The sequence below is a fragment of the Streptomyces sp. NBC_00005 genome, assembly GCF_045160215.1.
Lineage (GTDB): Bacteria > Actinomycetota > Actinomycetes > Streptomycetales > Streptomycetaceae > Streptomyces.
The window spans coordinates 2,039,591-2,063,682 of the sequence record NZ_CP108316.1 but is presented as its reverse complement, the minus strand read 5'-3'; the positions used below and the strand labels follow the sequence as shown (position 1 = coordinate 2,063,682).

Below are 24,092 nucleotides of genomic sequence, written 5' to 3'. Positions count from 1 at the left end.
GCGGGGGGGCTACGACGCTCAGCGGCTGATCAGCTGCTGAGCGTTGTTGTACATGATGTCGTCCTGGGCGGACTCGCCGAGCTCCGAGATGAGCTTGCGGAAGTCGGCCGGGTTCGCCAGGCCCTCGGCGTGCGGGAAGTCGGAGCCCATCACGATGGACTCGTGGTAGCCGAGGCGCTTGACGACGCTCACGGTGTCGTCCTCGGGGTAGGGCACCACGCGGATGTGCTTGCGGAAGATCTGGCTGGGGCGCTCGTCCAACTGCCCGCCGATCCAGGGGCCGTTGCGGCCCATGCCCCGGCTCTTGTCCATGTGCCGTACGAAGTGCGGCACCCACTCGGCGCCGAACTCGGACACCAGGACGTTGATGTCGGGGAAGCGGCCGAAGAGGTTGTCGAAGATCAGCGCGGACAGCGTCTCCTCGATCGGGCGCTGGCCGTAGGTGTTCTGCCACTGCCAGGCCGACATCCGGAAGTGGATGGGGTGGGGGTCGTAGCCCCACGAGGGCGCCACCTGCGAGTTGTAGTAGAACTCGCTGATGTGGTAGCAGACGCTCGCCTTGGCCTCGTTGACCAGCTTCCAGAACGGGTCGAAGTACGGGTCGCCCGGCGAGCGGCCGTACACCGGACCGGTGGGCAGCAGGATGAAGCGGGCGCCCTGGTTGAGGACGTACTCCAACTCCTTGACCGCACTGGGCAGATCACGCAGCGAGAGCAGGGCGGGCGCGTAGATGCGGCCCTGGTGGTTGAAGCCCCACACCTCGTTCATGTAGCGGTTGAACGAGTGGTAGTTGGCGTAGAGCGGCTCGACGCCCTTCACGTACTCCTCGGCGACCAGTGCCCAGCCGCCGGGATAGATGATCGTCTGGTCGAGTCCCTGCTCGTCCATGACGCGCAGCCGGGCCTCGCGGTTCTGGTACGACTCGTGCATCGGCTCGAACTGGTACGTCTCCGCGGGATTGCCCGAGGCCATCGCCTTGAGCATTTCCTTCAACGAGCCGGGACGGTAGACCTGCCCGAACTCCGGTTCCAGGCATACGACGATGCGGTCCCCGGCGAGGATCACCTCCCGCCCGTCCGGCAGTGTCACCGGTGCGACAGCCGCGCCGAGGAACTCCTTGGGGAGGTAGCGGGTGAAGGAGTCCCGCTCCTCGTACATGTGCTGGTCGCAGTCGAAGATGCGCTTGCGCTGTTCGGCCATGGCCGTCGCCTCCGGACCCCTGAGCTATTCAGTACGCCTCCTATAATTATCTAACTGTTTATCGAGCGCAAGAGGTGAGCGGAGGCGAGTGCTGTTCGGCGATGGAGGGGGCGGCTCAGTCGATGAGCTCGAGCACCGTCTTGGGTCCGGCCGCGTTCACGACGTCGTCGGCGCTGGAGATGTGCCGCTGCCAGAGCTTCTCGGCCTCGTCGGCCTTGCCGGACTCGATCAGCCCGACCATCCGCACATGCGCCCGGTGTCCCTTGAGGGCCTGCGTCTTCTGGGCCTCGGCATCGGTGGCGGCCACGGTGTACGAGGCGTTGGCCCGGTCGATGATGTTGCGCAGCATGCTGCACAGCAGGATCAGGGTCTGGTTGCCGGTGAGTTCGACCAGCAGGGCGTGGAAGGTGTCCTGGGCGTCGACCAGGGCCAGCGGGTCCTCCAGGGCGGCTTTCTCGGCCGCCACCGCGTCGCGCAGCCGCTTGATGTCGTCCGGCGTGTGCTTGGTGGCGAGCTGGCGGGCGCAGGGCGGCTCGATGAGGGCCGCGGCGCGGTAGATGTCGCCCAGGGTGGCGCCGCGGTACTCGAGGATCAGGCCGGCGTAACGGGCGGCCACGTCCGCGTCGGGCGCGCTCACCCGGGCGCCGCCGTGGGCGCCGCGGCGCACGGTGATCAGGGACTCCGACTCCAGCACCCGGAAGGCCTCGCGCAGGGTCGGCCGTGAGATGCCGAACTGCTCCATCAGGCCCGACTCCGGCGGCAGCGCGTCGCCGGGGTTCAGCTCGCCCCGCACGATCTGGCGGCGCAGGTGCGCGGCGACCAGTTCGGCGGTCTTCGGCACCCGCACCTGGCGGCCGACGCGGCTGCGGGAGGGGGCGGGTACGGTCGCCGCTTCGCTTGCGCGGGCTGCCTCGGCCACGGTGGGCTCCTCATATAGCAAAATGAATCGTCTTAGTGCATCGAGGGTACCAGGTCAAGGGTTGGGTGGATCTTCCCTTGCCGGGCTTTCTCAGATATAGATGATTCATCTATCTATTAGGTGCTGGGAGTGACCTCGATGACCGAGAAGCCGACCCCGGTGATCCTCACCGAACTCACCGACGACGGGGTCATGGTCCTCACCCTGAACCGGCCCGAGCGGCACAATGCCTGGACGCTGGAGATGGAGCTGCTCTACAACGAGCTGTTCGACCGGGCTCAGGCGGATGCGCGGGTACGGGCCGTGGTGCTGACCGGTGCCGGACGCAGCTTCTGCCCGGGGATGGACATGAGCGTGCTGGACGGTGCCTCGTCCGGCGCCCGCCCGTGGCCCACCGGCCAACTGCCCCCGCGTACCCGCCCCATGTCCTTCCCGAAGCCCGTCGTGGCGGCCGTCAACGGCGCGTGCGCGGGCATCGGCCTCAACCAGGCGCTGATGTGCGACGTCCGGTTCGCCGTGCCGCACGCCAAGTTCGCCGCCGCCTTCAGCGCCCGCGGGCTGGTGGCGGAGGACGGCGTGTCCTGGATCCTGCCGCGGCTGGTCGGCTACGGCAACGCCGCCGATCTGCTGCTGTCCTCGCGCCGGATCACCGGGACCGAGGCCCTGGCGATGGGCCTGGTCAACCGCCTGGTCGAGCCGGAGGAACTCCTGTCGACAGCACTCGGGTACGCCACCGAACTGGCCCGCTCGGCAAGCCCGTACGCGATGTCCCTCATCAAACGGCAGCTCGCCGACGACCAGGCGAGGACCTTCACCGAGAGCAGCGACAGCGCGGCCGCGCTGCTGGCCACGGCGAAGCGTGCCCCGGACTACCGCGAGGGCGTCCGCAGCTTCGTCGAGCGCCGCCGACCGGAGTTCGCGGCGCTGGGGCAAGAGGTCCCGGAGGTCGCGTCGTGACGCGCTCCGAGATTCCCCTGCACCGTCGCACGATCACCGTCACCGCCTACGAGGACGACGGCGCCGAGATCTCGGTCGAGGCGGAACTGCGGGACGAGCGCCCCTGGGAGGAGCCCCCGGGTGGGATCGTGCACCGGATGGTGATGGCCGTGCGGGTACGGCTCGACGACATGGTGATCGTGGGCGCCGAGGCCGGTATGCGGGACTTCCCGCACGCCGAGTGCCCGCTGATCGCCCCGGCCTTCGAGGGCCTGGTCGGGCTGAGCGTGGCCGCCGGCTACAACCGGGCCATCCAGGAGCGGTTCCGCGGGGTGTCCGGGTGCACGCACCTGTACGAACTGACCCGCGCGCTCGGCCCGGCCGTGGTCCAGTCGGCCATCTCGGCCCGCAACCGCCGCACGGCCAACCGGACTCCCCACGACCCGCGCTCCACCGCCTGGGTGCTCAACAGCTGTCACGTCTGGGCACCGGAAGGCGTGGGCCTGCGCAAACTCGCAGCGGGCTGGCGCCCGGGTCCCGGCCGGCGGCCGGTCCCCGAGCTCAGCACCTTCGAGAGCTCCGACTAGTCGACGTCCACGGGTCCGTCGTCGGTCTTCTTGTCCTTGCCCGAGTGCAGCTGGAGGAGGCCGGCGCCGTTGCCCCCCTCGGGGCGGCGGTCCTCGGTGGCGTCGCCGTTGAGGTTCTGCCGGACCGAGTCGAGGATCGTCAGGCCCTGGGACACCAGGCCGGCGGCGATCTCGCCGAGGCCGTCCGCGCCGTTGAGGACGTTGACGTTGGCGCCGGCGAGGCCGCCGGCCGCCTCCTTCACGATCTGCGGGAGCTGGTCGATCAGCATCCGGTCGAGCGCGACCCGGTCGTAGGAGGCGGCCGCCTCGGCCTGGATCTTCATACGCTGCGCGTCGGCGGCGGCGAGCACCCTGATCCGCTCGGCCTCGGCCTCGGCGGGCTTCACGATCTCGGCCACCAGCTGCTGCTGACGCAACTTGGCCTGGCGCTGGGCCAGTTCGGTCTGGGCGTTGAGCACCTCCTGCTGGGCGTGGGCCTGCGCCAGCGGTCCGGCCTGTGCGGCCTTCGCCTGGGCGCGGTCCACCTCGGCCGAGTACTCCGCCTTGACGATGGCGGTCTGCCGGGCGTACTCGGCCTGGTTGCGCGCCGCGACCTGCTCCGCCTCGACCGAGGCCTGGGTGGCCTGCGCCTGGGCGATCTGGGCCTGCCGCTGGATGGCCGCCTTGTGCGGTGCGGACATGGCCTCGATGTAGCCGGTGTCGCCGTCGTCGATCGACTGGATCTGCAGCGAGTCCACGATCAGGCCGATCTTCGCCATCTCGATCTTCGAGGTGTCCAGGACCTCCGCGGCGAGCTTCTGCCGCTCGGTGACGATCTCCTCGACCGTCATGGAGCCGATGATCGCCCGCAGGTGACCGGCGAAGATCCGGCCGGTCAGGACCGACATCTGGTCCTGGTCGGAGAGGAAGCGCTGGCCCGCGTTGATGATGCTCTCGTGGTCGTTGCCGACCTTGAACGCGATGACGGCGCGGACGTGCAGTGCGATGCCCTGCTTGGTCACACAGGTCTCGGTGACCTCGGACTCACACATGGAAAGGGTGAGGAAACGGGTCTTGCGGAAGATCGGGAGCACGAACTTGCCGTGCCCTGTCACCACTCGGAACGGCGCGCCCCCCAGTCCCCGCCTGCCCCCCGAGATCAACATCGCCTCGTCGGGAGCGGGAACGCGGTATCCGAACATTTCTCTTTCTACTCCTCAGTCGGCGTCGGCTAGATCGCCGAGCGCGTCCAATGGATCCACCCACTCGATGACGGCGACCTCGCGACATCCGCGTGACTCGATCACGAGCACCGTCGCCCCCGTGGGCAGTGGATCCTCCGACCAGGCGAGAAAGGTCTCGGAGCCGCCTCTGACCCGCACCAGGATCTCGCCGGGCCCCGCGGATCCGCGGGTGCCGACGAGCACCTTCCCCGTACAGCCGATCACGGCCTCGTCCTGCGGCATCACCGGCCGCCCTCCATCGCTCTGGCCCACGATTCAGACGATAGACCTACCAGGGCCGGGGGCCAAAGGGCTCGACGATTCGGCCCACGGGAGGGTCCTGCCCCGCCGTGGCCCTGGGCTCACGCGGCAGCCCCAGCACCTTCTCCGCGAGGATGTTGCGCTGAACCTGCGAGGTCCCCGCGTAGATCGTTCCGGAGCGGGCGATCAGGTACGTCGTCGACCAGGACGCCGAGGAGTTGGCGGCGCCGGGATCGTCGGTGCGGTAGGTGCGCAGGGGAGGCCTGCCGACCGGCACCTGGCCGTGCAGGCCCATGATGTCCATCGCCAGATCGGTGACCTCGGTGTGGTACTCGCTCCAGTACAGCTTGGCGATCGACGTCTCGGGTCCGGGCTCGGCGCCCTTGAGCCAGCCGGTGAGGATGCGGTAGCCGAGGTAGCGCATGATCTCGACCTTGGACCAGCACCAGGCGATCCGCTGCCGGACGACCGGGTCCTTGTCCTTGCCGTACTGCCGGGCCAGTTCGACGAGGCGTTCCACCTCGGCGCGGAACAGGATGGGGTTGGTCGCCGCCTCCTCGCCGCGCTCCACGCCCAACAGGCTCTGGGCGACGGTCCAGCCGTTGTCGACGCCGCCGACGACGAGGTCGGCCCGGGTGCGGGCGCCGGTGAAGAAGACCTCGTTGAAGTGCAGTTGGCCGCTCATCATGCGGAACGGGCGTACCTCGACGCCCGGTTGGTCCAGCGGGACGAGCAGGAAGGAGATGCCCCGGTGCTTGGGGGCGTCGCGGTCGGTGCGGGCCAGGACGAAGATCCAGTCGCTGTGGTGGGCGCCTGACGTCCACACCTTCTGGCCGTCGATCACCCACTGCTCACCGTCGAGCACGGCGCGTGTCTTCAGGGAGGCCAGGTCCGAGCCCGCGTCCGGCTCCGAGTAGCCCTGGCACCAGGTGTCCTCGCCGCTGAGGATGCGCGGCAGGAAGTGGCTCTTCTGCTCCTCGGTGCCCCAGCGCAGCAGTGTGTTCGCCAGCATCTTCACGCCGAAGGTGTCCTGCGGCAGCCCGAACGGCACGCCCGCCAGGGCCAGTTCCTCCATCATCACGACCTGGTGGAGCTTGGAGAGGCCACGGCCGCCGTACTGCTCGGGCCAGGTGAGGGAGAGATACCCGCGCCCCGCCAGCCGGCGGCGCCAGTCCCGGGCGAAGGCCCAGGCCGCCTCCTCGTCGAGCGCGCCGATGCCCCTCCAGTCCGGCGGCAGCGCCTCGGCGAGGAACCCCTTGACCTCGGTGCGGAACGTCTCGGTCTCCGCGGGATAGCTGATGTCCACCTGGGTGCTCTCCTCGTCCGGCCCCGCTCGCACAGCCGATCGCTGTATTGATTGTTTCAGCATAATAGGTTATCTATTTAACAGGAATAGCGGCGAGCCAGGGGCGGGCTGACATGGGACTGCTGGACGGCCGGAACGCGGTGATCACCGGCGGCGCACAGGGCATCGGCTACGAGATCGCCGGCGTCCTCGGCGGCGAGGGCGCCCGCGTCGTCCTCGGCGACATCAACGAGGACGCCGCGGCACAGGCGGCCGAACGCCTCGCCAAGAACGGCGTCACCGCCACCTCGCTGCGCTGCGACGTCACCGACGAGCACGAGGTCGCCGCCCTGGTCTCCCACTGCACCGACACCTTCGGCCCGGTCGGCGTCATGGTCAACAACGCCGGGATCACCCGCGACGCGACCCTGCGCAAGATGGCTCTGGCCGACTTCCGGGCCGTCGTCGACGTCCACCTCACCGGAGCCTGGAACGGCACCCGGTACGCCGCCGAGGCGATGCGCGCGCACGGACAGGGCGGCAGCATCGTCAACATCTCCTCCATCGCCGGCAAGGTCGGCAACTTCGGTCAGACGAACTACAGCGCCGCCAAGGCCGGCCTCGTCGGTCTGACCAAGGCGTCCGCCAAGGAGCTCGCGAAGGCCGGCATCCGCGTCAACGCCCTGCAGCCCGGCCTGATCCGGACCGCCATGACCGAGGCGATGCCCCCGGCGGCCTGGGACGCGAAGCTCGCCGAGATTCCCCTGGGCCGGGCGGGCGAGCCCGCCGAGGTCGCCCAGGTCGTCCTCTTCCTCGCCTCCGACATGGCGAGCTACATCACCGGAGCCGTGGTCGAGGTGACCGGCGGCCGGTACATGTGAGCCCCCTCGAACCAGAAACGGCCCCCTCACGAAAGGCCCACGCGATGCCCGCCCTCCTGCGTGACGCGGTGATCTGCGAACCCGTGCGTACCCCCGTCGGCGGCTACGGCGGCGTCTTCCGCGACGTGACGGCGGCCGAGCTCGCGGCCACGGTCGTACGCGCCGTCCTGGAGCGCACCGGCGTCCCGCCCGCCGCCGTCGACGACGTCCTGCTGGGCCAGTGCTACCCCAACGGCGAGGCACCCGCCATCGGCCGCGTCGCCGCCCTGGACGCCGGACTGCCCGTCGAGGTGCCCGGCCTCCAGATCGACCGCCGCTGCGGCTCAGGCCTCCAGGCGATCATCACGGCGGCGATGCAGGTGCAGACCGGCGCGAGCGACCTCGTGCTGGCCGGCGGCGTCGAGTCGATGAGCCAGGCCGAGTTCTACACCACGGACGTGCGCTGGGGCGTGCGCGGTACAGGGACCACGCTGCACGACCGGATAGCCCGCGGCCGGGTCACGTCCGGAGGCGTCGACCACCCGGTCCCGGGCGGCATGGTGGAGACCGCCGAGAACCTGCGGCGCGAGTACGCCATTCCCCGCGAGGAACAGGACCGACTGGCCCTCCGCTCCCACGAGAAGGCCGTCGCCGCCCAGCGCGAGGGCCGCTTCGCCGACGAGATCGTGCCCGTGACCGTACGGACTCGGAAGGGCGAGACGATCGTCGACACCGACGAACACCCGCGCCCCGACTCGTCGTTGGAGAAACTCGCCGCGCTACGACCGGTGCTCGGCCGCCAGGACCCGGAGGCGACCGTCACGGCGGGCAACGCCAGCGGGCAGAACGACGGCGCCTCGCTCTGCGTCGTGACCCATCCCGAGCGCGCCGCCGAACTCGGCCTGCGCCCGCTGGGACGCCTGGTCTCCTGGGCCGTAGTCGGCGTGCCGCCGGAGACGATGGGCATCGGCCCGGTGCCCGCCACGGCCAGGGCACTGGAGCGAGCCGGACTCAAGCTCGCCGACATCGACCTGATCGAACTCAACGAGGCCTTCGCCGCCCAGGTGCTGGCCTGCACCCGCGAATGGGCCCTGACCGAGGCCGACTTCGAGCGGTTCAACGTCAACGGCTCCGGTATCTCGCTGGGCCACCCCGTCGGTGCCACCGGGGGCCGCATCCTCGCCACCCTGCTGCGCGAACTCGACCGCCGCCAGGCCCGCTACGGCCTGGAGACCATGTGCCTCGGCGGCGGCCAGGGCCTGGCCGCGGTCTTCGAACGGCCGACGGACGCAACCAACGCCAATGGAGGACGCTGATATGGCCGGACTGATCGCATACGGCGCCTACGTGCCGTACCACCGCCTCGCCCGCGCCGACGTCGCCGCCACCCTCGGGTCGGCGGCGGGGCGCGGCACGCGCGCGGTCGCGGGCTACGACGAGGACACCACGTCGATGGCCGTCGAGGCGGCCCGAAGCGCCCTGGCCCGCGGCGGCCTGCGCCCCCGCATCGGCCAGCTCTTCCTCGCCACCGCCGCTCCCGCCTACCTCGACAAGACGAACGCGACCGCCGTCCACGCCGCACTCGGCCTGGACGAGCACGTGCTCGCCGTCGACATGGCGGGCTCGGTCCGCTCGGGCCTCGGCGCGCTGGTCGGCGCCGCCCGCTCCCCGGTCCCGACCCTCACGGTCCTGTCGGACCTGCGTACCGGCCTGCCCGGCGGCGCGGAGGAGGTCGCGGGCGGCGACGGCGCGGCGGCCTTCGTCTTCGGCGGCCACCGCAACGGCGCCCCGGTCGTCGCGGAGCTCCTCGCCCACGACACGGTCAGCGACGAGATCCTGGACCGCTGGCGGCTGCCGGGCGCACCGGCCTCCCGCGTGTGGGAGGAGCGCTTCGCCGAGGAGATCTACGTGTCTCTCGCGGAGAAGGCACTGACCGCCGCCCTCGACCAGGCGGGGCTGGAGCGCGGGGCCATCGACCACCTGATCGTCTCCGGCCTGCACGCGCGCGCGTGCGCGTCGGTGCGGCGCTCGGCCGGTGCGCGTCCCGAGACGGTGACCCCGGACCTCACCGGGGCGATCGGCAACGCCGGTACCGCCCAGCCCGGCCTGCTCCTCGCCGACGTCCTCGACCGGGCCCGGCCCGGTGAGGTCATCGCGCTCGTGGTGCTCGGCGACGGCGCCGGAGTCCTGCTGCTGCGCACCACCGACGCGCTCCCGGACCATCGCAGCGCCCGCCCGGTCGCCGCACAGATCGCCGCGGGCAGCGCCCCGATGCCGTACGCCACGTATCTCTCCTGGCGCGGCCTGCTCGACCGCGAGCCGCCCCGCCGCCCGGACCCCGAACCGCCCTACGCCCCGCCCGCGCACCGCCGCGCCGGCTGGAAGTACGGCTTCGTCGCCTCCCGGTGCGAGAAGTGCGGGACGCGGCATCTGCCGCCGGACCGGGTGTGCGTGTCCTGCCACAGCGTCGACGCCATGACCGACGAGCCGATGGAGCACGCGCTCGGCACGGTCGCCACGTTCACCGTGGACCGGCTGGCCCACACGCCGAGTCCGCCGATGCTCGTCGTGGTCGTCGACTACGACGGCGGCGGCCGGTTCCGCTGCCAGCTGACCGACGCGACCGAGGCCGACGCCGTCATCGGCGCCCGGGTGGAGATGACCTTCCGGCGCACGGTCACGGCGTCCGGCATCCACAACTACTTCTGGAAGGCCCGGCCGGTGCGCACGGGCGAGGCTGGGGAGGCACGCGGATGAGTTCGCACGGAATCCGGGACCGGGTCGCGATCGTCGGCATGGGCTGCACGCCCTTCGGCGAACACTGGACGCGCTCGGCCGACGATCTGCTGGTCGACGCCGTGGGCGAGGCGGTGACCTCGGCCGGCGTCACCCTCGACGACATCGACGCGTTCTGGTTCGGCACCCAGGCCTCCGGCGTGTCCGGCCTCACCCTGAGCCGGGCGCTCCGCCTGCCCAACAAGCCGGTCACCCGCGTCGAGAACATGTGCGCCACCGGCTCCGAGGCCCTGCGCAACGCCTGCTACGCGGTGGCCTGTGGCGCCTACGACGTGGCGATGGCGGTCGGCGTGGAGAAACTCAAGGACTCCGGCATGTCCGGGCTGTCCGGGACGGCCGTTCCGGGCGCGGGCGACGACAGCCGCGGCGAGATCACCGCCCCGGCCAACTTCTCCCTCCTCGCCCCCGCCTACGCCGCCAAGTACGGCCTCGCGGACGAGGAGTTGAAGGACGTCATCACCCGTATCGCGTGGAAGAACCACGTCAACGGGGCCCGCAACCCCCGCGCCCAGTTCCGCAAGGAAGTGCCGCTGGAGCGCATCCGGTCGGCTCCGATCGTGGCGGGCATGCTCGGCGTGTTCGACTGCTCGGGCGTCTCGGACGGTTCGGCGGCGGCGATCGTCGTGCGCGCCGAGGACGCCTACAAGTACACGGACAAGCCGATCTTCGTGAAGGCGCTGTCCTTCGTCGCCGGCCCGGCGGACGGGCTCCTCGACCCGGAGTACGACTTCACCACCTTCCCCGAGGTCGTCGCCTCCGCCCAGGAGGCCTACCGGCAGGCCGGCATCACCGACCCGCGCGCCGAACTCGCGCTCGCCGAGGTCCACGACTGCTTCACGCCCACGGAGCTGGTGCTGATGGAGGACCTCGGGTTCTCCGGGCGCGGACAGGCCTGGAAGGACGTGACCAGCGGGGCGTTCGACCTGGACGGCGCGCTGCCGGTCAACCCGGATGGCGGACTGAAGGCCTTCGGTCACCCCATCGGTGCCTCGGGCCTGCGCATGATGTTCGAGGCCTGGCTGCAGCTGCGCGGCGAGGCACCGCCCGAGCGGACGGTGAAGTCCCTGGCCGAGGGCCGTTCGCTCGCCCTGACCCACAACCTCGGCGGCGGACCCGGCGAATGTGTCTCCTTCGTCTCCGTCGTCGGCAGCGAACTCACCGACTAGGAAAGGCGGTTCGGCCATGGGACGACTCGAAGGCAAGATCGCGATCGTCACCGGGGCCGCGTCCGGCATCGGCGCGGCCACGGCCCGCCGCCTGGCGGCCGAGGGTGCGCACACGGTGGTCGCCGATCTGAACCTCGACGGCGCCGAAGCGGTGACGGAGGAGATCCGTGCCGCCGGAGGATCCGCGACGGCGGTTCCGGTGGACCTCGGCGACGTGGAGAGCGTACGGGCCATGGTGGCCGCGGCGGTCGAGACGTACGGCGGCCTCGACATCCTGCACAACAACGCGGCGGCCACCCACCTGGCCGCCCGCCAGGACCTGGCCGTCCTGGAGGCCGACCCGGCGGTCTGGGACGACACGATGCGGATCAACCTGCGCGGAACCATGGTCGCCATCCAGGCCGCCCTCCCGCACCTGATCGCCCGTGGCGGCGGCTCGATCATCAACACCTCGTCCGGGTCCGGCCTCGCCGGCGACCTGCGCAACCCCGCGTACGGCGCCTCGAAGGCCGCCCTCATCAACCTCACGCAGTACGTCGCCACCCAGTACGGCAAGCAGGGCGTGCGCTGCAACGCCGTCGCGCCGGGGTTCATCGTCACCCCGGCGAGCTCCGGCTCGGCCCACGACGCGATCCGCGACGCGATGCTGCGCCATCACCTCACCCCGCGCCTGGGCCGCCCGGAGGACGTCGCCTCGGCGGTCGTCTTCCTCGCCTCCGACGAGTCCGCCTTCATCACCGGCCACACCCTCCGCGTGGACGGCGGCCTGCTGTCCCACGCGCCGTATGTCGCGGATCTGCGGGACGCCTGACAGGGGTCTGCGCGGCAAGAGCCGGAGGCGCCCGGGATGGCGCCTCCGGCTCGTAGTCGTGCTGCGAGGGTGGTCAGGTCAGGGCCTCGGGTTCGAGGTCGCCCAAAGAGGCCGCCCGCGCTGCGGGTTCGCGGCGCACCTCCTCCGGTGTGCTCGCGCAGATCCGGCGGCGCCGAGGTTCAGGACGGCGGCCTGCTGTCCTACCAGCTGTACGTCGTGGCTCTGCGGGAGGCCTGAAAAGGCTCGGCACGGCGAGAGCCGGAGGCGCTCGGGGCGGCGCCTCCGGCTCATGGTCGTGCTGCGAGGGTGGTCAGGTCAGTGCCTCCGGCTCCAGGTCGCCCAGGTAGGCCGCCCGTACCGCCGGATCGCGGCGTACCTCCTCCGGTGTGCCCGCGCAGATCCGGTGTCCGAAGTCCAGGACGACGACCTGGTCGCAGACGCTCATCACCATGTCGACGTCGTGCTCGACGAGCAGCACTCCCATGCCCCAGTCCTCGGCCAGGCGCCGTACCAGACGGGCCAGTTCGCGCGTCTCGTCGTCCGACAGTCCCGCGGCCGGTTCGTCCAGGAGCAGCACGGACGGCGAGGCCGCCACCGCGCGGGCGATGGCCAGCAGCCGTCGCTCTCCGTACGACAGGTCGCCGACCGGACGGTCCAGACTGTCCTGGAGTCCGAACTCCCTCACCGCTACGAGCACTTGGGCGGGCAGCGGGCGGCTGCCGGGACGGAGCAGGTCCGTGAGGTACGCCCACCGGCCGGGCCGGTCGCAGGCCGCGTACAGGTTGTCCAGAACGGTCATGTCCTCGAACAGCTCCAGCGACTGGAAGGACCGGCTCAGCCCGGCCGCGGCCCGTCGGTGCACCGGCAGCCGGGTCACGTCCCGCTCGCCGAGGCGCACGCTGCCGGCCGCGGCCCGGGTGAAGCCGGTGACGGCGTCGATGGCGGAGGTCTTGCCGGCGCCGTTGGGACCGATGAGGCCCACGACCCGGCCCGGTTCGACGTCCAGCGAGAGCCCGTCGACGGCCACCACACCGCCGTAGCGCACGGTCAGGTCCCGCACCTGGAGGGGGAGCGGCGTGGCGCGGTGGACGTCCGGTACGGCTGCTTCCCCGGTCTCCCGCAGCACGGTGGTACCGCGCTTGGGGGCCAGCCGGCGTCGGACTCCCGCCGCCTGCCTGCCGACCTCCTTGCCGATGCCGTCCTGATTGCCGACCAGCGTCAGCACCAGGATGATCCCGCCGATCAGCGGCATCCACTCGCTCAGCCCGGGCAACACCCAGTCCCCGAACCGCGCACCCACCGTGCCCGCGGCGAACGTCGCGCCGAACAGCGGGCCGACGAGGAAGCCGACACCGCCGATGACGGCGAGCCCGAGCGCGGTGATGGAGTCGAAGCTCGCGAAGTCGGAGAAGACCACCGAGGTCGAGCGGAAGCCGGTGAGGACGCCGGCGAGCGCGGCGATGGCCGCGGACAGGCCGAAGGCGTAGAGCTTGGCCGCGCGGACGTCGATGCCGAGGGCGGCGGCGGCCCGCTCGTTCGCCCGTACGGCGATGAGCCGGCGGCCGGTCCGGCTGCGCCGCACGTTGGCGACCACGAGCGCGGCGGCGACGAACATCACCAGCACCACGGCGGCGTACCGCTGCGGGTGGTCGACTCCGGAGATGCTGATGCCGAACAGCGTCTGTCTGCCCACCGCGATGCCGTCACTGCCGGCGGTCGTCGACAGATCGGTGTTCTGGAAGACCATCGCCTCCAGCGTGGTGCCCAGCCCGAGGGTGATGATCGCGAGGTTGACCCCGCGCGTGCGGACGGCCGGCAGCGCGAACAGCAGCCCGATCGGCACCGTGCCCAACACACCTGCCAGCAGGGCGAGTTCGAACGGCCAGCCCCAGTCCGCCGCCGCGTGTCCGGCGATGAAGGCGCCGGTGCCGGCGAGGGCGTACGCCGCGAGCGAGACCTGTCCCGCGTACCCGGTGACGACGATGATCGACAGGATGATCAGCGACAGCACCAAGGTGCTGGTGATCGCGTCCGCCCACAGCGGCGTCGACAGGCTGACCAGCAGCAGCCCGACCGCGACGGCGAGAGCCAGCGGCACCGGGCGCACCCGTCCGGTGCCCAGGGCCGGCAGCCGGTCCAGGAACGTGCCGCGCAGCGGCAGCGCCCGGCCGCGCGCGACCAGCACCAGGGCGATGAAGAGGAAGGGCACCGACGAGGCGAGCCCGGTGACGTCGGAGCCGAAGCGGGTCAGCTCCGACTGCACGATGCCGATGACCAGTCCGCCCGCCAGGGTGACGGGGAAGGACGAGAACCTGCCGACCAGGGCCGCGGCCAGCGCGCTCAGCAGCAGCGTGGTCAGTCCGGTCACCGACAGTCCGATGACCGGCACGATCAGGATGCCCGTCAGGCCCGCGAGCGCCGAGCCCAGGGCCCAGTTGCCGGCGGCGATCAGGTCCGGGGACCAGCCGAGCGAGGCGGCGGCGTTCTCGTTCTCCGCGACCGCAGTGGTGCCCAGCCCGAACAGGGTGCGCCTGTACAGGAGATGGAGGACCGCGGTGACGGCGACCGCGATGCCGAGCAGCCAGACGCGGTCCTCGGAGACCGTCGCGCCGGCGATCGTCAGCAGCTTGGTCGGCAGCTTGCCCGGCACCAGCTCCAGACTGTCGCCGTAGCGTTTGACCGCCACGGCGGTCAGCACGATGAACACCGCCAGGGTGCCGACCAGCCGGGCCAGGGTCGACGCCCGGCGCAGTGGCCGGATCACCAGCAGATGGGTCAGCACGCCCAGCGCCGCGGAGGTGAGCACCCCGCAGGCGACGGCCGGCCAGTACGGCACACCGTTATTGGTGGCGAGCTCCCACTGCACGTAGGCGCCGGCCATCCCGATCGCGCCGTGCGCGAGGTTCAGGACGCCGGAGCCCCGGTAGACCAGCACGATGCCGTGCGCGGTGAGCGCGTAGAGCGCACCGAGCCCCAGGCCGAGCAGTGCGAAACGCAGGATGTCGTCCATCCGAGAAACCTCCCAGGGCCTACCTCTCAGGGCTCCATGAGTAGCGAACGCCCGACGCCGCGGCAAGCCAGACAGCGTATTTATTTAAATAATTGTGTCCAAGGTACTTCACTAACGAATCCCGGCACTCCATGCTGTCGGCATCTCGACGTCGCCCATCCGGGCGCGAGCCCCGCGGAGGGACCAATGAACGACTCACGCCGAAGCAGAACTGCCGCAGCGACCTGTCTCGCGGTGACCGGAGCCCTGCTTGCCGCCGGATGCGGGGGAGAGGCGTCCGGCAGCTCGGCCGAGACCTCGTCGCTGAAGGGCACGCCGGTCAAGGTGATGGTCTGGGCACCGGAGAACACCCAGGGCAGTGCACAGCCCGGGGTCCGGCTGACGGCCCAGGCCTACGAGAAGTGGATCAACGCCAACGGCGGGATCAAGGGTGGCCCGCTGAAGGTGCTCACCTGCAACGAGAAGAACGACCCCGACGAGGCCGAGAAGTGCGCCCAGCAGGCGGTGGCCGAGAAGGTCGTCGCGGTGGTGGGGTCGTACAGCCTCGCCGGCGACCGCTACATGCCCATCCTGCAAAAGGCGGGCATCCCGTACATCGGGGGGACCGGCGTCTCGGCGGCGGAGTTCTCCAACCCGCTGTCGTTCCCGGTCAACGGCGGCACCCCGGTGGTGTTCGCCGCACACGGCCGGCAGCTGGTGCAGGAGGGCTGCAAGAAGATCTCCGGCGTACGGTACGACCTGGCGGCCGCCGCCATCGTCTCGCAGTTCCTCACGCTCGGCGCGGTCTCCGCCGGAGGGTCGGCGCCCAAGGACCTGAAGGTGCCGGTCACCGCCACCGACCTCGCCCCCCAGGTCGCCGCCGCGACCAAGGGCAGTGACTGCGTCAGCGTCATCCTCGGCACGCACTCGGACCTGTTCGTGAAGTCGTACGTCCAGTCCGGTGCCAAGACGAAGCTCGGCAGCGTCGTCGGCAACCTCACCCCGCAACTGGCCGCAAGCACCGGCGGTAGCAGCAGCCCGTTGGAGGGTGCCGCGATCACCGGCTACTTCCCGCCGACCTCCGACGCCGCCTGGAAGGACTTCCTCGACGCCACCAAGGGCAACAAGGACATCGACACCAGCAACGGCGCCAACGAGACGACCTGGGTGGCGTTCAAGGTCTTCACCGAGGCGGCCAAGAAGCTGCCCGCGATCTCGGCCAAGGCCCTGGTGCAGGAACTCAACACCTCGTCGGGCATCGACACCGGCGGTCTGACTCCGCCGCTGAACTGGAAGGCCTCGACGGCCCTGCCCATCAAGGGCCTGAACCGCATCCACAACACGACCGCCACCGAACTGACCATCCGCGACGGGAAGGTCGTGTGGGCCAAGGAGGGCTCGACCTTCGTCGACGTCCGGAAGGCGCTGACGGCGACGTCGGCCGGCTGACCGAAGGAGAACGTCCGTGCACGACACCGAGCCCCTGGTCGAAGCCCGCTCCCTGTCCGCCGGATACGGCAGCCAACCCGTCGTACGCGACCTCGACATGGAGGTCCGCCCCGGCGAGGTGGTCGCCCTCCTCGGACCGAACGGCGCGGGCAAGACCACGACACTGAGGGTGCTTTCGGGCGACCTGGCCCCGATGGGTGGCGAGGTGCGCTGGCTGGGCGACACCGCCCGCGCACCGCTGCACCGCCGCGCCCGCCAGGGCCTGGCGTACGTCGGTGAACGGGCGGTCTTCACCCGCCTGGACACCGCGGACAACCTACGGGTCGGCCGGGTGAGCACAGCACAGGCCCTGGAACTCTTCCCCGAACTCGAAAAACGTCTGAGGACCGGCGCGGGCATGCTGTCGGGCGGCGAGCAGCAGATGCTGTCGCTGGCACGCGCGCTCTGCCGAACCCCCAGGCTGCTCCTGGCGGACGAACTGTCGCTCGGTCTCGCCCCGTTGGTGGTCGACCGCCTCCTGCGCGCCGTGCGCGAGGCGGCCGACCGCGGCCTGGGCGCCCTGCTGGTGGAACAGCACGTGCGCAAGGTGCTGGACATCGCGGACCGCGTCTACGTCCTGCACCGGGGCCGCATCACCTTGGCCGGCACCCCGAAGGAGCTGCGCGGAAACCTGGACGCGATCGAGTCCTCGTATCTCGCCGAAAAGACCGCTGAGGAAAAGAAGTCGTACGTAACCGATTGAGGTGGATGCTGTGCCCGGCGCACGCGAGCAGATCCGATCCCTGGTCCTGTCCGACGACACTTTCGACCAACCCGCAGAAGAACTACGGAAGTTGCAGCTCGAAGCCGCAAGGGAGGCCTTCGCCGCCCACCGTGAGCGCATCCCGCTGCTGCGCACCCGGGCGGAGGAGACCGGGGTCCGCGAGGTCACGGCCCTCGAGGACCTCGTCCCGCTCCTCTTCTCCCACACCAGCTACAAGTCGTACCCCGTCTCCCTCATCACCGCCGGCCGATGGGACCGGCTGCTGCGCTGGTACACGACCGTCTCGGTGGTCGAGCCGGGAGACGTCGACGTCGACGGTGTGCGCGACATCGACGAGTGGACCGACCGCATCACGGCCGCCGGCCACCGCCCGTACATCACGAGCGGCACCTCCGGAAAGGTCTCCTTCCTCAACTGCGATGCCAGCGACCTGAGTTTCCTGCGCGACATCCTGGAGCACCTCACCTGCTGGCCCGACCCGCTGCCGCCGAAGCCGGCCCGCCGCGGCTATCTGCTCGCCCCGGCGAGCGGCCCGATGCGCTCCATCGACGGTTACCGGTGGCACGCGGAGGTCTTCGCACGGCCCGGGGAGACCCGGCTGCTGACCGAGGACCCACTGCGGGTGTCCGAGCTGATGAGCAGCGCACTGCTGCGCCGCCGGATGGCGGAGGGCACCGCGACCCCGCAGGAGATCAGCTCCTTCGAGACCACCTCCGCGTCCCGCGAGGAGGAGTTGGACGCGGCGGTGACCCGGATCGTCGACGACATCGCCGCGCACCGCGACGAGCCGCTGCTGATCGCCGGGATGAACAACCAGCAGTTCCACCTGATCCAGGCACTGCGGGCGCGCGGCGTCCCGGACGGGAGCCTGCACCCGGACACCCTGGTGCTCAGCGGCGGCGGCAACAAGGGCCGCGCGCTGCCCGACGACTACCAGCAGCAGTTCGCCGACTTCTACGACGGCGTACGGCGGGTGCGCAGCTACGGCATGACGGAGCTCCAGGGCTCCTGCCTGGCCTGCGAGAAGGGCAACTACCACATCCCGCCATGGGTGATCCCGCTGGTCCTCGACCAGGCGGGCGAGACGCTGCTCAACCCCGAACTCGGCGTCGTGGAGGGCCGGTTCGCCTTCCTGGACGTCTCCCTGGCAGGCCGCTGGGGCGGACTGATCAGCGGCGACCGGGTCTTCGTGGACTTCTCGCCGTGCGGCTGCGGCAGGTCGGGTCCTGCCGTCCTGCCGGACATCCAGCGCTACGGCGACCTCGGCGGCGACGACAAGATCACCTGCGCCGCGACACTCGACTCCTATGTGCGGGGGATGATCCACGGATGAGCGGCACGACCCTCGACAGCACCGCGGCGGACGCGGTGTCCGTCGTCCACATGATCCGCGGCGAGGTCGACGAGAGTGCCCCCGTCGGCCACGGCCGCCCGGGATCCGCCTTCACCGCACCGGCCCTCGACCTGGACCGCCTGGTGTGGCCCCGCAGCGAACCCGGACCGGCCTTCCACGTGCCCACCGCGGAGATCGTGGACCTGCTGGTGGAGACGGGCGAGGCCCTGAAGGCGGACCGGGAGGGCCTCCTCGCCGAGGCCCTCGAACGCATGGTCCGCGTCAGTCCGCTTCCCCGCGAGGTGCTCGAGCGCGCCTACGCCGTGCTGTGGCGCAGCTTCCAGCGCCACAGCCTGTACGCCCAGATCGACCACGAACTCGGCGGGGCGGACGTGCTCGACGGCTGGCGCGAGGTGCGGCTGCCCGAGAACCGGATCGCGGCCACCCGCGCGTTCCCGCCACGTCTGGTGCACATCATCGCCGGCAACGCACCCGGCGTCGCGGCAATGTCCGTCGTGCGCGGCGCCCTCACCAAGGGCGTCAACCTGCTCAAGCTGCCCTCGAACGACCTGTTCACCGCGACCGCGATCCTGCGCACCATGGCGGCGGTCGCCCCCGGCCACCCCGTGGTGCGCTCGTTCTCCGCGGTGTACTGGCGCGGCGGCGACGAGGCGGTGGAGAGCGTGCTGTTCCGCCCGCAGTTCTTCGACAAACTGGTGGCCTGGGGCGGCGAGGCCACCATCCGCGGAGCACTGAAATACGTCGGCCCGGGATTCGAGCTCGTCTCCTTCGACCCGAAGACGTCCATCTCGCTGATCGGCCGTGAGGCCTTCGCGTCCGAAGAGGCTCTGGCGCACGCCGCCGACACCGGCGCCGCGGACGCCACGTTCTTCAACCAGCAGGCGTGCGTGGCCAGTCGCTTCCAGTTCGTCGAGGGCTGCGAGCAGGACGCCGACCGCTACGCCGCCCTGCTGTGCGAACGCCTCGGTGTGGCAAGGGAGTTCAGCTCGGCGGACGGCCCGCGGGTCGCCACGGAACTCCGCGAGGAGATCGACGTGTTGCGCTCCCTGGCGCCCGACTACCGGGTGTGGGGCGGCTACGACGGCCGCGGCCTGGTCATCCGCTCCCCGGAGCCGGTGGACTTCCACCCCGACGGAAAAATCGTCAACGTCGTCCCGGTCGCCGCGCTGACCGACGCCGTCACACACGCCGGAGTCGCGACCCAGACGGTCGGCGTCTACCCCGACACCCGCAAGGCGGAACTGCGTGACGCCCTCGCCTGCGCCGGAGTTCAGCGCGTGGTGTCCCTCGGCAAGGCGGGCGGCATGCCACCGGGCCTCTCCCACGACGGCTTCTACCCCTTGCAGCGGCTCATGCGCTGGGTGAACGACGAGTGATCCCGCCGGGCCGGCGCCCCGGCCCGGCGGAAGCGGAAGCCGGACGCCGCTCCCTTCGAACATTTGCTTGCTTCCTGCCTCTGGCCCCGGAGACATACCGGACGGTATACAGACTCCGTCGCGTGTCATGCCCACACCCTCGGTGCCGGCTCCGCGCGACAACCGGGTCCGAGGGGGAGGAATCGCATGGCGGACGACACGCGTTCGGGCGGAGCGGCGAGACGTGCGCGGCGGCGGGGGACGGCGGTGGGGGCGGCGCTCGGCAGCTGTGCCCTCCTCGCCGTATCCGCGACGCCCGCGGCGGCGCACGGTGGCGGGCACGGCCGCGACACGCGCTATGTGTCGCTCGGGGACTCCTACACTTCGGGCCCGCTCATCCCGACACAGGTGGACGCCAACTGTGCCCGCTCCGACCACAATTACCCCTCGATCGTGGCGGCGGAGCGCAGGGTGACCGCGTTCAAGGACGTGAGTTGCAGCGGAGCGACGACCGAGAACATGTGGAAGGCGCAGGGCACCAACGACCCCCAGCTGAACGCCGTGCACCGGGACACCGATCTGGTGACGGTGCAGATCGGCGGCAACGACGTCGGATTCAGCTCCATCATCGGCACCTGCGCGCGTCTCGGTTCGCAGGATCCGACGGGCGATCCGTGCCGGCGGTACTACGCCTCCTCCGGGATCGACCAGCTCGCCGTCGACATCGCGAAGACCGCACCGAAGATCGACCGGGTGCTGCGCGCCGTGCACGCCAGGGCGCCGCACGCCCGGGTGCTCGTCGTCGGCTACCCGGACCTCCTGCCCGACGACGGCAGCGGCTGCTACCCCTCGGTGCCGTTCGCGGCCAAGGACTTCCCCTATCTTCGGGACACCGGCAAGCGACTGAACCTGATGCTCCGCCTGGTGGCCGGGTGGAACCGCGCCGAGTACGTCGACACCTACGGGCCCACGGTGGGCCACGACATGTGCAAGGCGCCCGCGGTCCGCTGGATCGAACCACTACAGCCGACCTCACCCGCCGCCCCCGCCCACCCCAACGCGAAGGGTGAGGAAGCGATGGCGCGTGCCGTACTCGAACGCCTGGACAAGGGGCACGGCCGCGGTTGAGCGGCCGAGCGGCGTGAACGCCCGTTGTTCTTCGGCATTGGTGTGACGTTGGGTACGGGACTGAATGAAAGGTGCTGAACGGGCAACGTTCCCCTTCATGCCCCGTTTCACGCCCAGTACGAACAGCACCCGGCCGGTGATTCGATGACGACGGCGACCAGGGCGCCCGGGACGCCGTCCGCCACCGCAGCCGCGACCGCCGCCAAGAGTCCTCCACCCGCTGCGGCGCCCTCACTGCCGTCCCTCACGGGACTGCGGTGGGTCGCCGCGCTGCTGGTCTTCGGGCTCCACGTGAACAACTTCGGCTATTTCGGCGGCACCGCGGGCCGCATCGTGACCTGGGGATTCGGGGCGGGCGCCTCGGGTGTGTCGTTCTTCTTCGTGCTGTCCGGGTTCGTCCTGACCTGGTCCGCCCGGCCGGGCGACCGCGCACCCGCCTTCTGGCGGCGGCGCATCGCCCGCGTCCTGCCGGTGCATCTGGTCACCGCCGCGATCGCGCTGCTCATGGCGTACACGCTGGCCCATCAGACGAAGCCGACGCTGCACCAGGTCGCGGCCAACGTCCTGCTGGTGCACTCCTGGTGGCGCCCGTGGTGGCAGACCCTGGACCCGGTCAGCTGGTCACTGGCCTGCGAGGCCTTCTTCTACGCCGTCTTCCCGCTGCTGGCGCTGCTCCTGCGCCGTCTCGGCGCGCGGGGATCGGCCGCGCTGGCGGGGGCGTCCGTGCTCGCGGTCCTGGCCCTGGCCTGGGTGGACGCGCACCACTGGCTGGACCAGCAGATCGCCTCCTTCCCCGCCGCACGCCTGCCCGAGTTCGTTCTCGGCGTCGCGGTCGCCCGGCTGGTGCTGCTCGACCGGTGGCGCGGACCCGGCCTGGAGGCCTCGCTCGCCCTGGCGATCATCGGCTACTTCCTCGTCCCCCAGGTCACCTCCGGGTACCCGGCCACCACCTGCACCGTCATCGGCTTCGCCCTGCTCATCCCGGCGGCGGCCGTCGCGGACCTGCGCGGTCTGCCCTCACTGTGGCGCCACCGGCGGCTGGTACGGCTCGGGGAACTCTCGTTCGCCTTCTACATGATCCACCTGCTGGTGCTGCGGGCCGGGACCAACCTCATCGACACCAAACCCCACTTCGGTCTTGTGGCGGGGCTGGCCGTCACCGCCGTCGCGTTCGCCGTGTCCCTCGGCCTGGCCTGGGTCCTGTACGAGGCGGTGGAGCGTCCCGCGAGACGGCTGGTGCTCCGCCGCCGCTCCGCCAGGAGCCGGCGGGTCGTCCGGCAGCAGGACGCCTGACACCCCGGAGACGCCTAGGCCACGGCCGTCCTGCGTGCTCCCCACCGGCGGGTGCGCCGCGTGCCTGCCACGCGGCAGACGACGTAGATCGTGAACGAGATGGTGGTGACGTAGGGGCTGATCGGGATGCTGCTGCCCAGGGCGAGCAGGATGCCGCCCTCGATGGAGAGCACCGCGAACAGCACGCTGAGCGCGGGCAGCAGCACCGGTGACGCCGTGATGCGGGCGGCGGCCGCGGCGGGGGTGACGACGAGGCTGAGGACCAGCAGCGCGCCGACGATCTGCACCGACAGGGCGACCGCGAGGCCGAGCACGATCATGAAGGCGAACGACAGCGCGCGCACCGGAACACCGCGTGCCTCGGCGACGTCCGGGTCCGCACTGGCGAAGGCCAGCGGTCGCCACATCACCGCCAGGGCCACGAGGACCAGCGCCGAGGTGCCGAGCAGCCAGGTCATCTGCGGGGTGTCGACGGCGACGATCTGACCGGTGAGCAGGCCGAACTTGTTGGCCGCCCGCCCCTTGTAGAGGGCGAGGAACAGCACGCCCAGGCCGAGGCCGAACGGCATGATGATGCCGATCACCGAGTTGCGGTCCCGGGCACGCGCCCCCAGGACACCGATCACGCCGGCCGCGAGCAGCGAGCCGACGATCGAGCCCGCCACGATGTTCACCCCCAGCAGCAGCGCCGCCGACGCGCCCGCGAAGGACAGTTCGCTGATGCCGTGCACGGCGAAGGGCAGGTCGCGCATCATGACGAACACCCCGGCAAGTCCGCCGACCAGGCCCAACGCGGCGCCCGCGACAAGGGAGTTGCGGACCAGCGCCAGGAGTTCGCCGTAGTGGTCGAAGCTGAAGATCTGCTGCCAGACCCCGTCGGCGAGCGTCATGGGCGTACTGCTTCCGTCTCGTGGGCGTGGTGCGGGGGAGTGGCCGGTTCGTCGGGGGCTCCGGCGACCACGACACGGCCGCCGACGCGGACGACGTCGACCCGGGTGCCGTACAGCTGCGACAGGGATGCGGAGGTCAGGACCTCCTCCGGCGTCCCGACCCGGTGACCGCCGCGCGCCAGGTACAGCACGCGGTCCACCAGGCCGAGCACGGGATTGATCTCGTGGGTCACGAAGACCACCGCGGTCCCCTGGGAACGGCGCCGGGCGTCCACCAGGTCGGTGACGGCCCGCTGGTGGTGGAGGTCGAGGGAGAGCAGCGGCTCGTCGCACAGCAGGATCCGCGGATCGGTGGCCAGGGCCTGCCCGATGCGCACGCGCTGCCGTTCACCGCCGGACAGCAGGCCGAGCGGCACATCGGCGTACGAGGACGCCCCGACGGACTCGAGGATCTCGTCCACCCGGCGGTGTACGGCGCCCGTGCGCAGCCTCGGCCCGAAGCGGTGCCCGTCGATCCCGAAGCGCACGAGGTCGCGGGCGCGCAGCATCGCCTGCGCGGTCAACTCCGCCTGCTGGGGCACGTATCCGATGTGCCGGGCGGCCTCGCGGGGAGTGCGGCCGAGGACGGTCAGCGTCCCGGCGGACAACGGCTGCCGGCCCAGCAGGGCCCGTACGAAGCTCGTCTTGCCCGCTCCGTTCGGACCGAGCACGGCCACGAACTCCCCTGCCCGCACGTCGAGTTCGAGGCCGTCCCAGATCACGCGTTCGCCGTACGACAGGGCCGCCCCGCGCAGGCTGATCAGCGGGCCGGTGTCGCCGGTGCCCCGACGGGGCGCGGGCACGGACGC

The 24,092-nt window shown here is 71.0% G+C and carries 21 protein-coding genes; 13 read left to right on the top strand and 8 right to left on the bottom strand.

The genetic code is table 11. From position 1 onward, the window contains the following. Positions 1 to 18: 18 nt before the first annotated feature. Positions 19 to 1,200 (bottom strand): amidohydrolase family protein, encoded by a 1,182-nt coding sequence (locus OG303_RS09910; protein ID WP_405866926.1) that lies wholly within the window; start codon positions 1,198 to 1,200, stop codon positions 19 to 21. Positions 1,201 to 1,315: 115 nt separating this feature from the next. Continuing rightward, positions 1,316 to 2,119 (bottom strand): FadR/GntR family transcriptional regulator, encoded by an 804-nt coding sequence (locus OG303_RS09905; RefSeq protein ID WP_405866924.1) that lies wholly within the window; start codon positions 2,117 to 2,119, stop codon positions 1,316 to 1,318. Positions 2,120 to 2,257: 138 nt separating this feature from the next. Here OG303_RS09905 and OG303_RS09900 point away from each other — a divergent pair, with 138 nt between their 5' ends. Further along, the gene (locus OG303_RS09900; RefSeq protein ID WP_405866922.1) at positions 2,258 to 3,076 is read left to right on the top strand and encodes an enoyl-CoA hydratase-related protein; all 819 of its coding nucleotides are present in this window, start codon (positions 2,258 to 2,260) and stop codon (positions 3,074 to 3,076) included. Continuing rightward, positions 3,073 to 3,642 carry a DUF2889 domain-containing protein gene (locus tag OG303_RS09895; RefSeq protein ID WP_405866920.1) on the top strand — a complete coding sequence of 190 codons (570 nt, stop codon included), beginning with the start codon at positions 3,073 to 3,075 and terminating at the stop codon, positions 3,640 to 3,642. The genes OG303_RS09900 and OG303_RS09895 overlap by 4 nt, the downstream gene beginning before the upstream one ends. Here the strand turns inward: OG303_RS09895 and OG303_RS09890 are convergent. Genes OG303_RS09890 through OG303_RS09880 form a run of 3 tightly spaced genes read right to left on the bottom strand, consistent with a single transcriptional unit; the run spans position 3,639 to position 6,411 of the window. Continuing rightward, the gene (locus tag OG303_RS09890; RefSeq protein WP_405866919.1) at positions 3,639 to 4,823 is read right to left on the bottom strand and encodes a flotillin family protein; all 1,185 of its coding nucleotides are present in this window, start codon (positions 4,821 to 4,823) and stop codon (positions 3,639 to 3,641) included. The two genes, OG303_RS09895 and OG303_RS09890, sit on opposite strands and share 4 nt — an antisense overlap. 15 nt (positions 4,824 to 4,838) lie before the next feature. Beyond that, positions 4,839 to 5,087: a hypothetical protein gene (locus OG303_RS09885; RefSeq protein ID WP_405877161.1), complete on the bottom strand. Its 249-nt coding sequence runs from the start codon at positions 5,085 to 5,087 to the stop codon at positions 4,839 to 4,841. A 46-nt stretch (positions 5,088 to 5,133) separates the two neighbouring features. Continuing rightward, the gene (locus tag OG303_RS09880; protein ID WP_405866917.1) at positions 5,134 to 6,411 is read right to left on the bottom strand and encodes an acyl-CoA dehydrogenase family protein; all 1,278 of its coding nucleotides are present in this window, start codon (positions 6,409 to 6,411) and stop codon (positions 5,134 to 5,136) included. A gap of 113 nt (positions 6,412 to 6,524) precedes the next feature. On the opposite strand from OG303_RS09880, the gene fabG reads away from it, so the two are divergent. Genes fabG through OG303_RS09855 form a run of 5 tightly spaced genes read left to right on the top strand, consistent with a single transcriptional unit; the run spans position 6,525 to position 12,023 of the window. Beyond that, complete coding sequence (fabG, locus tag OG303_RS09875; protein ID WP_405866915.1) at positions 6,525 to 7,271, top strand: 3-oxoacyl-ACP reductase FabG; 747 nt, start codon at positions 6,525 to 6,527, stop codon at positions 7,269 to 7,271. Between the two features lie 44 nt (positions 7,272 to 7,315). Next, entirely contained in the window at positions 7,316 to 8,566 is a 1,251-nt protein-coding gene (locus OG303_RS09870; RefSeq protein WP_405866913.1) for an acetyl-CoA C-acetyltransferase, read from the top strand. Between the two features lies 1 nt (position 8,567). Next, the gene (locus tag OG303_RS09865) at positions 8,568 to 10,007 is read left to right on the top strand and encodes an OB-fold domain-containing protein (protein ID WP_405866911.1); all 1,440 of its coding nucleotides are present in this window, start codon (positions 8,568 to 8,570) and stop codon (positions 10,005 to 10,007) included. After that, on the top strand, positions 10,004 to 11,212 hold the full coding sequence (locus OG303_RS09860; RefSeq protein ID WP_405866909.1) for an acetyl-CoA acetyltransferase: 1,209 nt from the start codon (positions 10,004 to 10,006) through the stop codon (positions 11,210 to 11,212). The genes OG303_RS09865 and OG303_RS09860 overlap by 4 nt, the downstream gene beginning before the upstream one ends. A gap of 16 nt (positions 11,213 to 11,228) precedes the next feature. After that, positions 11,229 to 12,023 carry an SDR family NAD(P)-dependent oxidoreductase gene (locus OG303_RS09855; RefSeq protein ID WP_405866907.1) on the top strand — a complete coding sequence of 265 codons (795 nt, stop codon included), beginning with the start codon at positions 11,229 to 11,231 and terminating at the stop codon, positions 12,021 to 12,023. Between the two features lie 310 nt (positions 12,024 to 12,333). Here OG303_RS09855 and OG303_RS09850 read toward each other — a convergent pair whose 3' ends face one another. Further along, a complete protein-coding gene (locus OG303_RS09850) occupies positions 12,334 to 15,033 on the bottom strand; it encodes an ABC transporter permease subunit (protein ID WP_405866905.1) in 2,700 nt (899 codons plus the stop codon). 186 nt (positions 15,034 to 15,219) lie between these two features. Here OG303_RS09850 and OG303_RS09845 point away from each other — a divergent pair, with 186 nt between their 5' ends. From OG303_RS09845 to OG303_RS09820, 6 genes are all read left to right on the top strand, one after another. Continuing rightward, complete coding sequence (locus OG303_RS09845; protein WP_405866903.1) at positions 15,220 to 16,461, top strand: ABC transporter substrate-binding protein; 1,242 nt, start codon at positions 15,220 to 15,222, stop codon at positions 16,459 to 16,461. A gap of 16 nt (positions 16,462 to 16,477) precedes the next feature. Next, the gene (locus OG303_RS09840) at positions 16,478 to 17,203 is read left to right on the top strand and encodes an ABC transporter ATP-binding protein (RefSeq protein WP_405866901.1); all 726 of its coding nucleotides are present in this window, start codon (positions 16,478 to 16,480) and stop codon (positions 17,201 to 17,203) included. Positions 17,204 to 17,213: 10 nt separating this feature from the next. After that, positions 17,214 to 18,557, top strand: coding sequence for a hypothetical protein (locus OG303_RS09835; RefSeq protein ID WP_405866899.1), 1,344 nt, complete (start codon positions 17,214 to 17,216; stop codon positions 18,555 to 18,557). Continuing rightward, positions 18,554 to 19,954, top strand: coding sequence for an acyl-CoA reductase (locus OG303_RS09830; RefSeq protein ID WP_405866897.1), 1,401 nt, complete (start codon positions 18,554 to 18,556; stop codon positions 19,952 to 19,954). The genes OG303_RS09835 and OG303_RS09830 overlap by 4 nt, the downstream gene beginning before the upstream one ends. A gap of 186 nt (positions 19,955 to 20,140) precedes the next feature. Continuing rightward, positions 20,141 to 21,061 (top strand): SGNH/GDSL hydrolase family protein, encoded by a 921-nt coding sequence (locus OG303_RS09825; RefSeq protein ID WP_405866895.1) that lies wholly within the window; start codon positions 20,141 to 20,143, stop codon positions 21,059 to 21,061. Between the two features lie 144 nt (positions 21,062 to 21,205). Further along, complete coding sequence (locus OG303_RS09820; protein ID WP_405866893.1) at positions 21,206 to 22,354, top strand: acyltransferase family protein; 1,149 nt, start codon at positions 21,206 to 21,208, stop codon at positions 22,352 to 22,354. 14 nt (positions 22,355 to 22,368) lie between these two features. On the opposite strand, the gene OG303_RS09815 is transcribed toward OG303_RS09820, so the two are convergent. Further along, positions 22,369 to 23,244: a metal ABC transporter permease gene (locus OG303_RS09815; protein WP_405866891.1), complete on the bottom strand. Its 876-nt coding sequence runs from the start codon at positions 23,242 to 23,244 to the stop codon at positions 22,369 to 22,371. Further along, entirely contained in the window at positions 23,241 to 24,047 is an 807-nt protein-coding gene (locus tag OG303_RS09810; RefSeq protein ID WP_405877159.1) for a metal ABC transporter ATP-binding protein, read from the bottom strand. The genes OG303_RS09815 and OG303_RS09810 overlap by 4 nt, the downstream gene beginning before the upstream one ends. Positions 24,048 to 24,092 lie beyond the last annotated feature (45 nt).

Excerpts from the sequence above, each read along its gene's own strand:
- OG303_RS09910 (WP_405866926.1), bottom strand. The coding sequence starts at position 1,200 with ATGGCCGAACAGCGCAAGCGCATCTTCGACTGCGACCAGCACATGTAC.
- OG303_RS09900 (WP_405866922.1), top strand. The coding sequence starts at position 2,258 with ATGACCGAGAAGCCGACCCCGGTGATCCTCACCGAACTCACCGACGAC.
- OG303_RS09890 (WP_405866919.1), bottom strand. The coding sequence starts at position 4,823 with ATGTTCGGATACCGCGTTCCCGCTCCCGACGAGGCGATGTTGATCTCG.
- OG303_RS09885 (WP_405877161.1), bottom strand. The coding sequence starts at position 5,087 with ATGCCGCAGGACGAGGCCGTGATCGGCTGTACGGGGAAGGTGCTCGTC.
- fabG (WP_405866915.1), top strand. The coding sequence starts at position 6,525 with ATGGGACTGCTGGACGGCCGGAACGCGGTGATCACCGGCGGCGCACAG.
- OG303_RS09870 (WP_405866913.1), top strand. The coding sequence starts at position 7,316 with ATGCCCGCCCTCCTGCGTGACGCGGTGATCTGCGAACCCGTGCGTACC.
- OG303_RS09865 (WP_405866911.1), top strand. The coding sequence starts at position 8,568 with ATGGCCGGACTGATCGCATACGGCGCCTACGTGCCGTACCACCGCCTC.
- OG303_RS09860 (WP_405866909.1), top strand. The coding sequence starts at position 10,004 with ATGAGTTCGCACGGAATCCGGGACCGGGTCGCGATCGTCGGCATGGGC.
- OG303_RS09855 (WP_405866907.1), top strand. The coding sequence starts at position 11,229 with ATGGGACGACTCGAAGGCAAGATCGCGATCGTCACCGGGGCCGCGTCC.
- OG303_RS09850 (WP_405866905.1), bottom strand. The coding sequence starts at position 15,033 with ATGGACGACATCCTGCGTTTCGCACTGCTCGGCCTGGGGCTCGGTGCG.
- OG303_RS09845 (WP_405866903.1), top strand. The coding sequence starts at position 15,220 with ATGAACGACTCACGCCGAAGCAGAACTGCCGCAGCGACCTGTCTCGCG.
- OG303_RS09830 (WP_405866897.1), top strand. The coding sequence starts at position 18,554 with ATGAGCGGCACGACCCTCGACAGCACCGCGGCGGACGCGGTGTCCGTC.
- OG303_RS09825 (WP_405866895.1), top strand. The coding sequence starts at position 20,141 with ATGGCGGACGACACGCGTTCGGGCGGAGCGGCGAGACGTGCGCGGCGG.
- OG303_RS09820 (WP_405866893.1), top strand. The coding sequence starts at position 21,206 with ATGACGACGGCGACCAGGGCGCCCGGGACGCCGTCCGCCACCGCAGCC.
- OG303_RS09815 (WP_405866891.1), bottom strand. The coding sequence starts at position 23,244 with ATGACGCTCGCCGACGGGGTCTGGCAGCAGATCTTCAGCTTCGACCAC.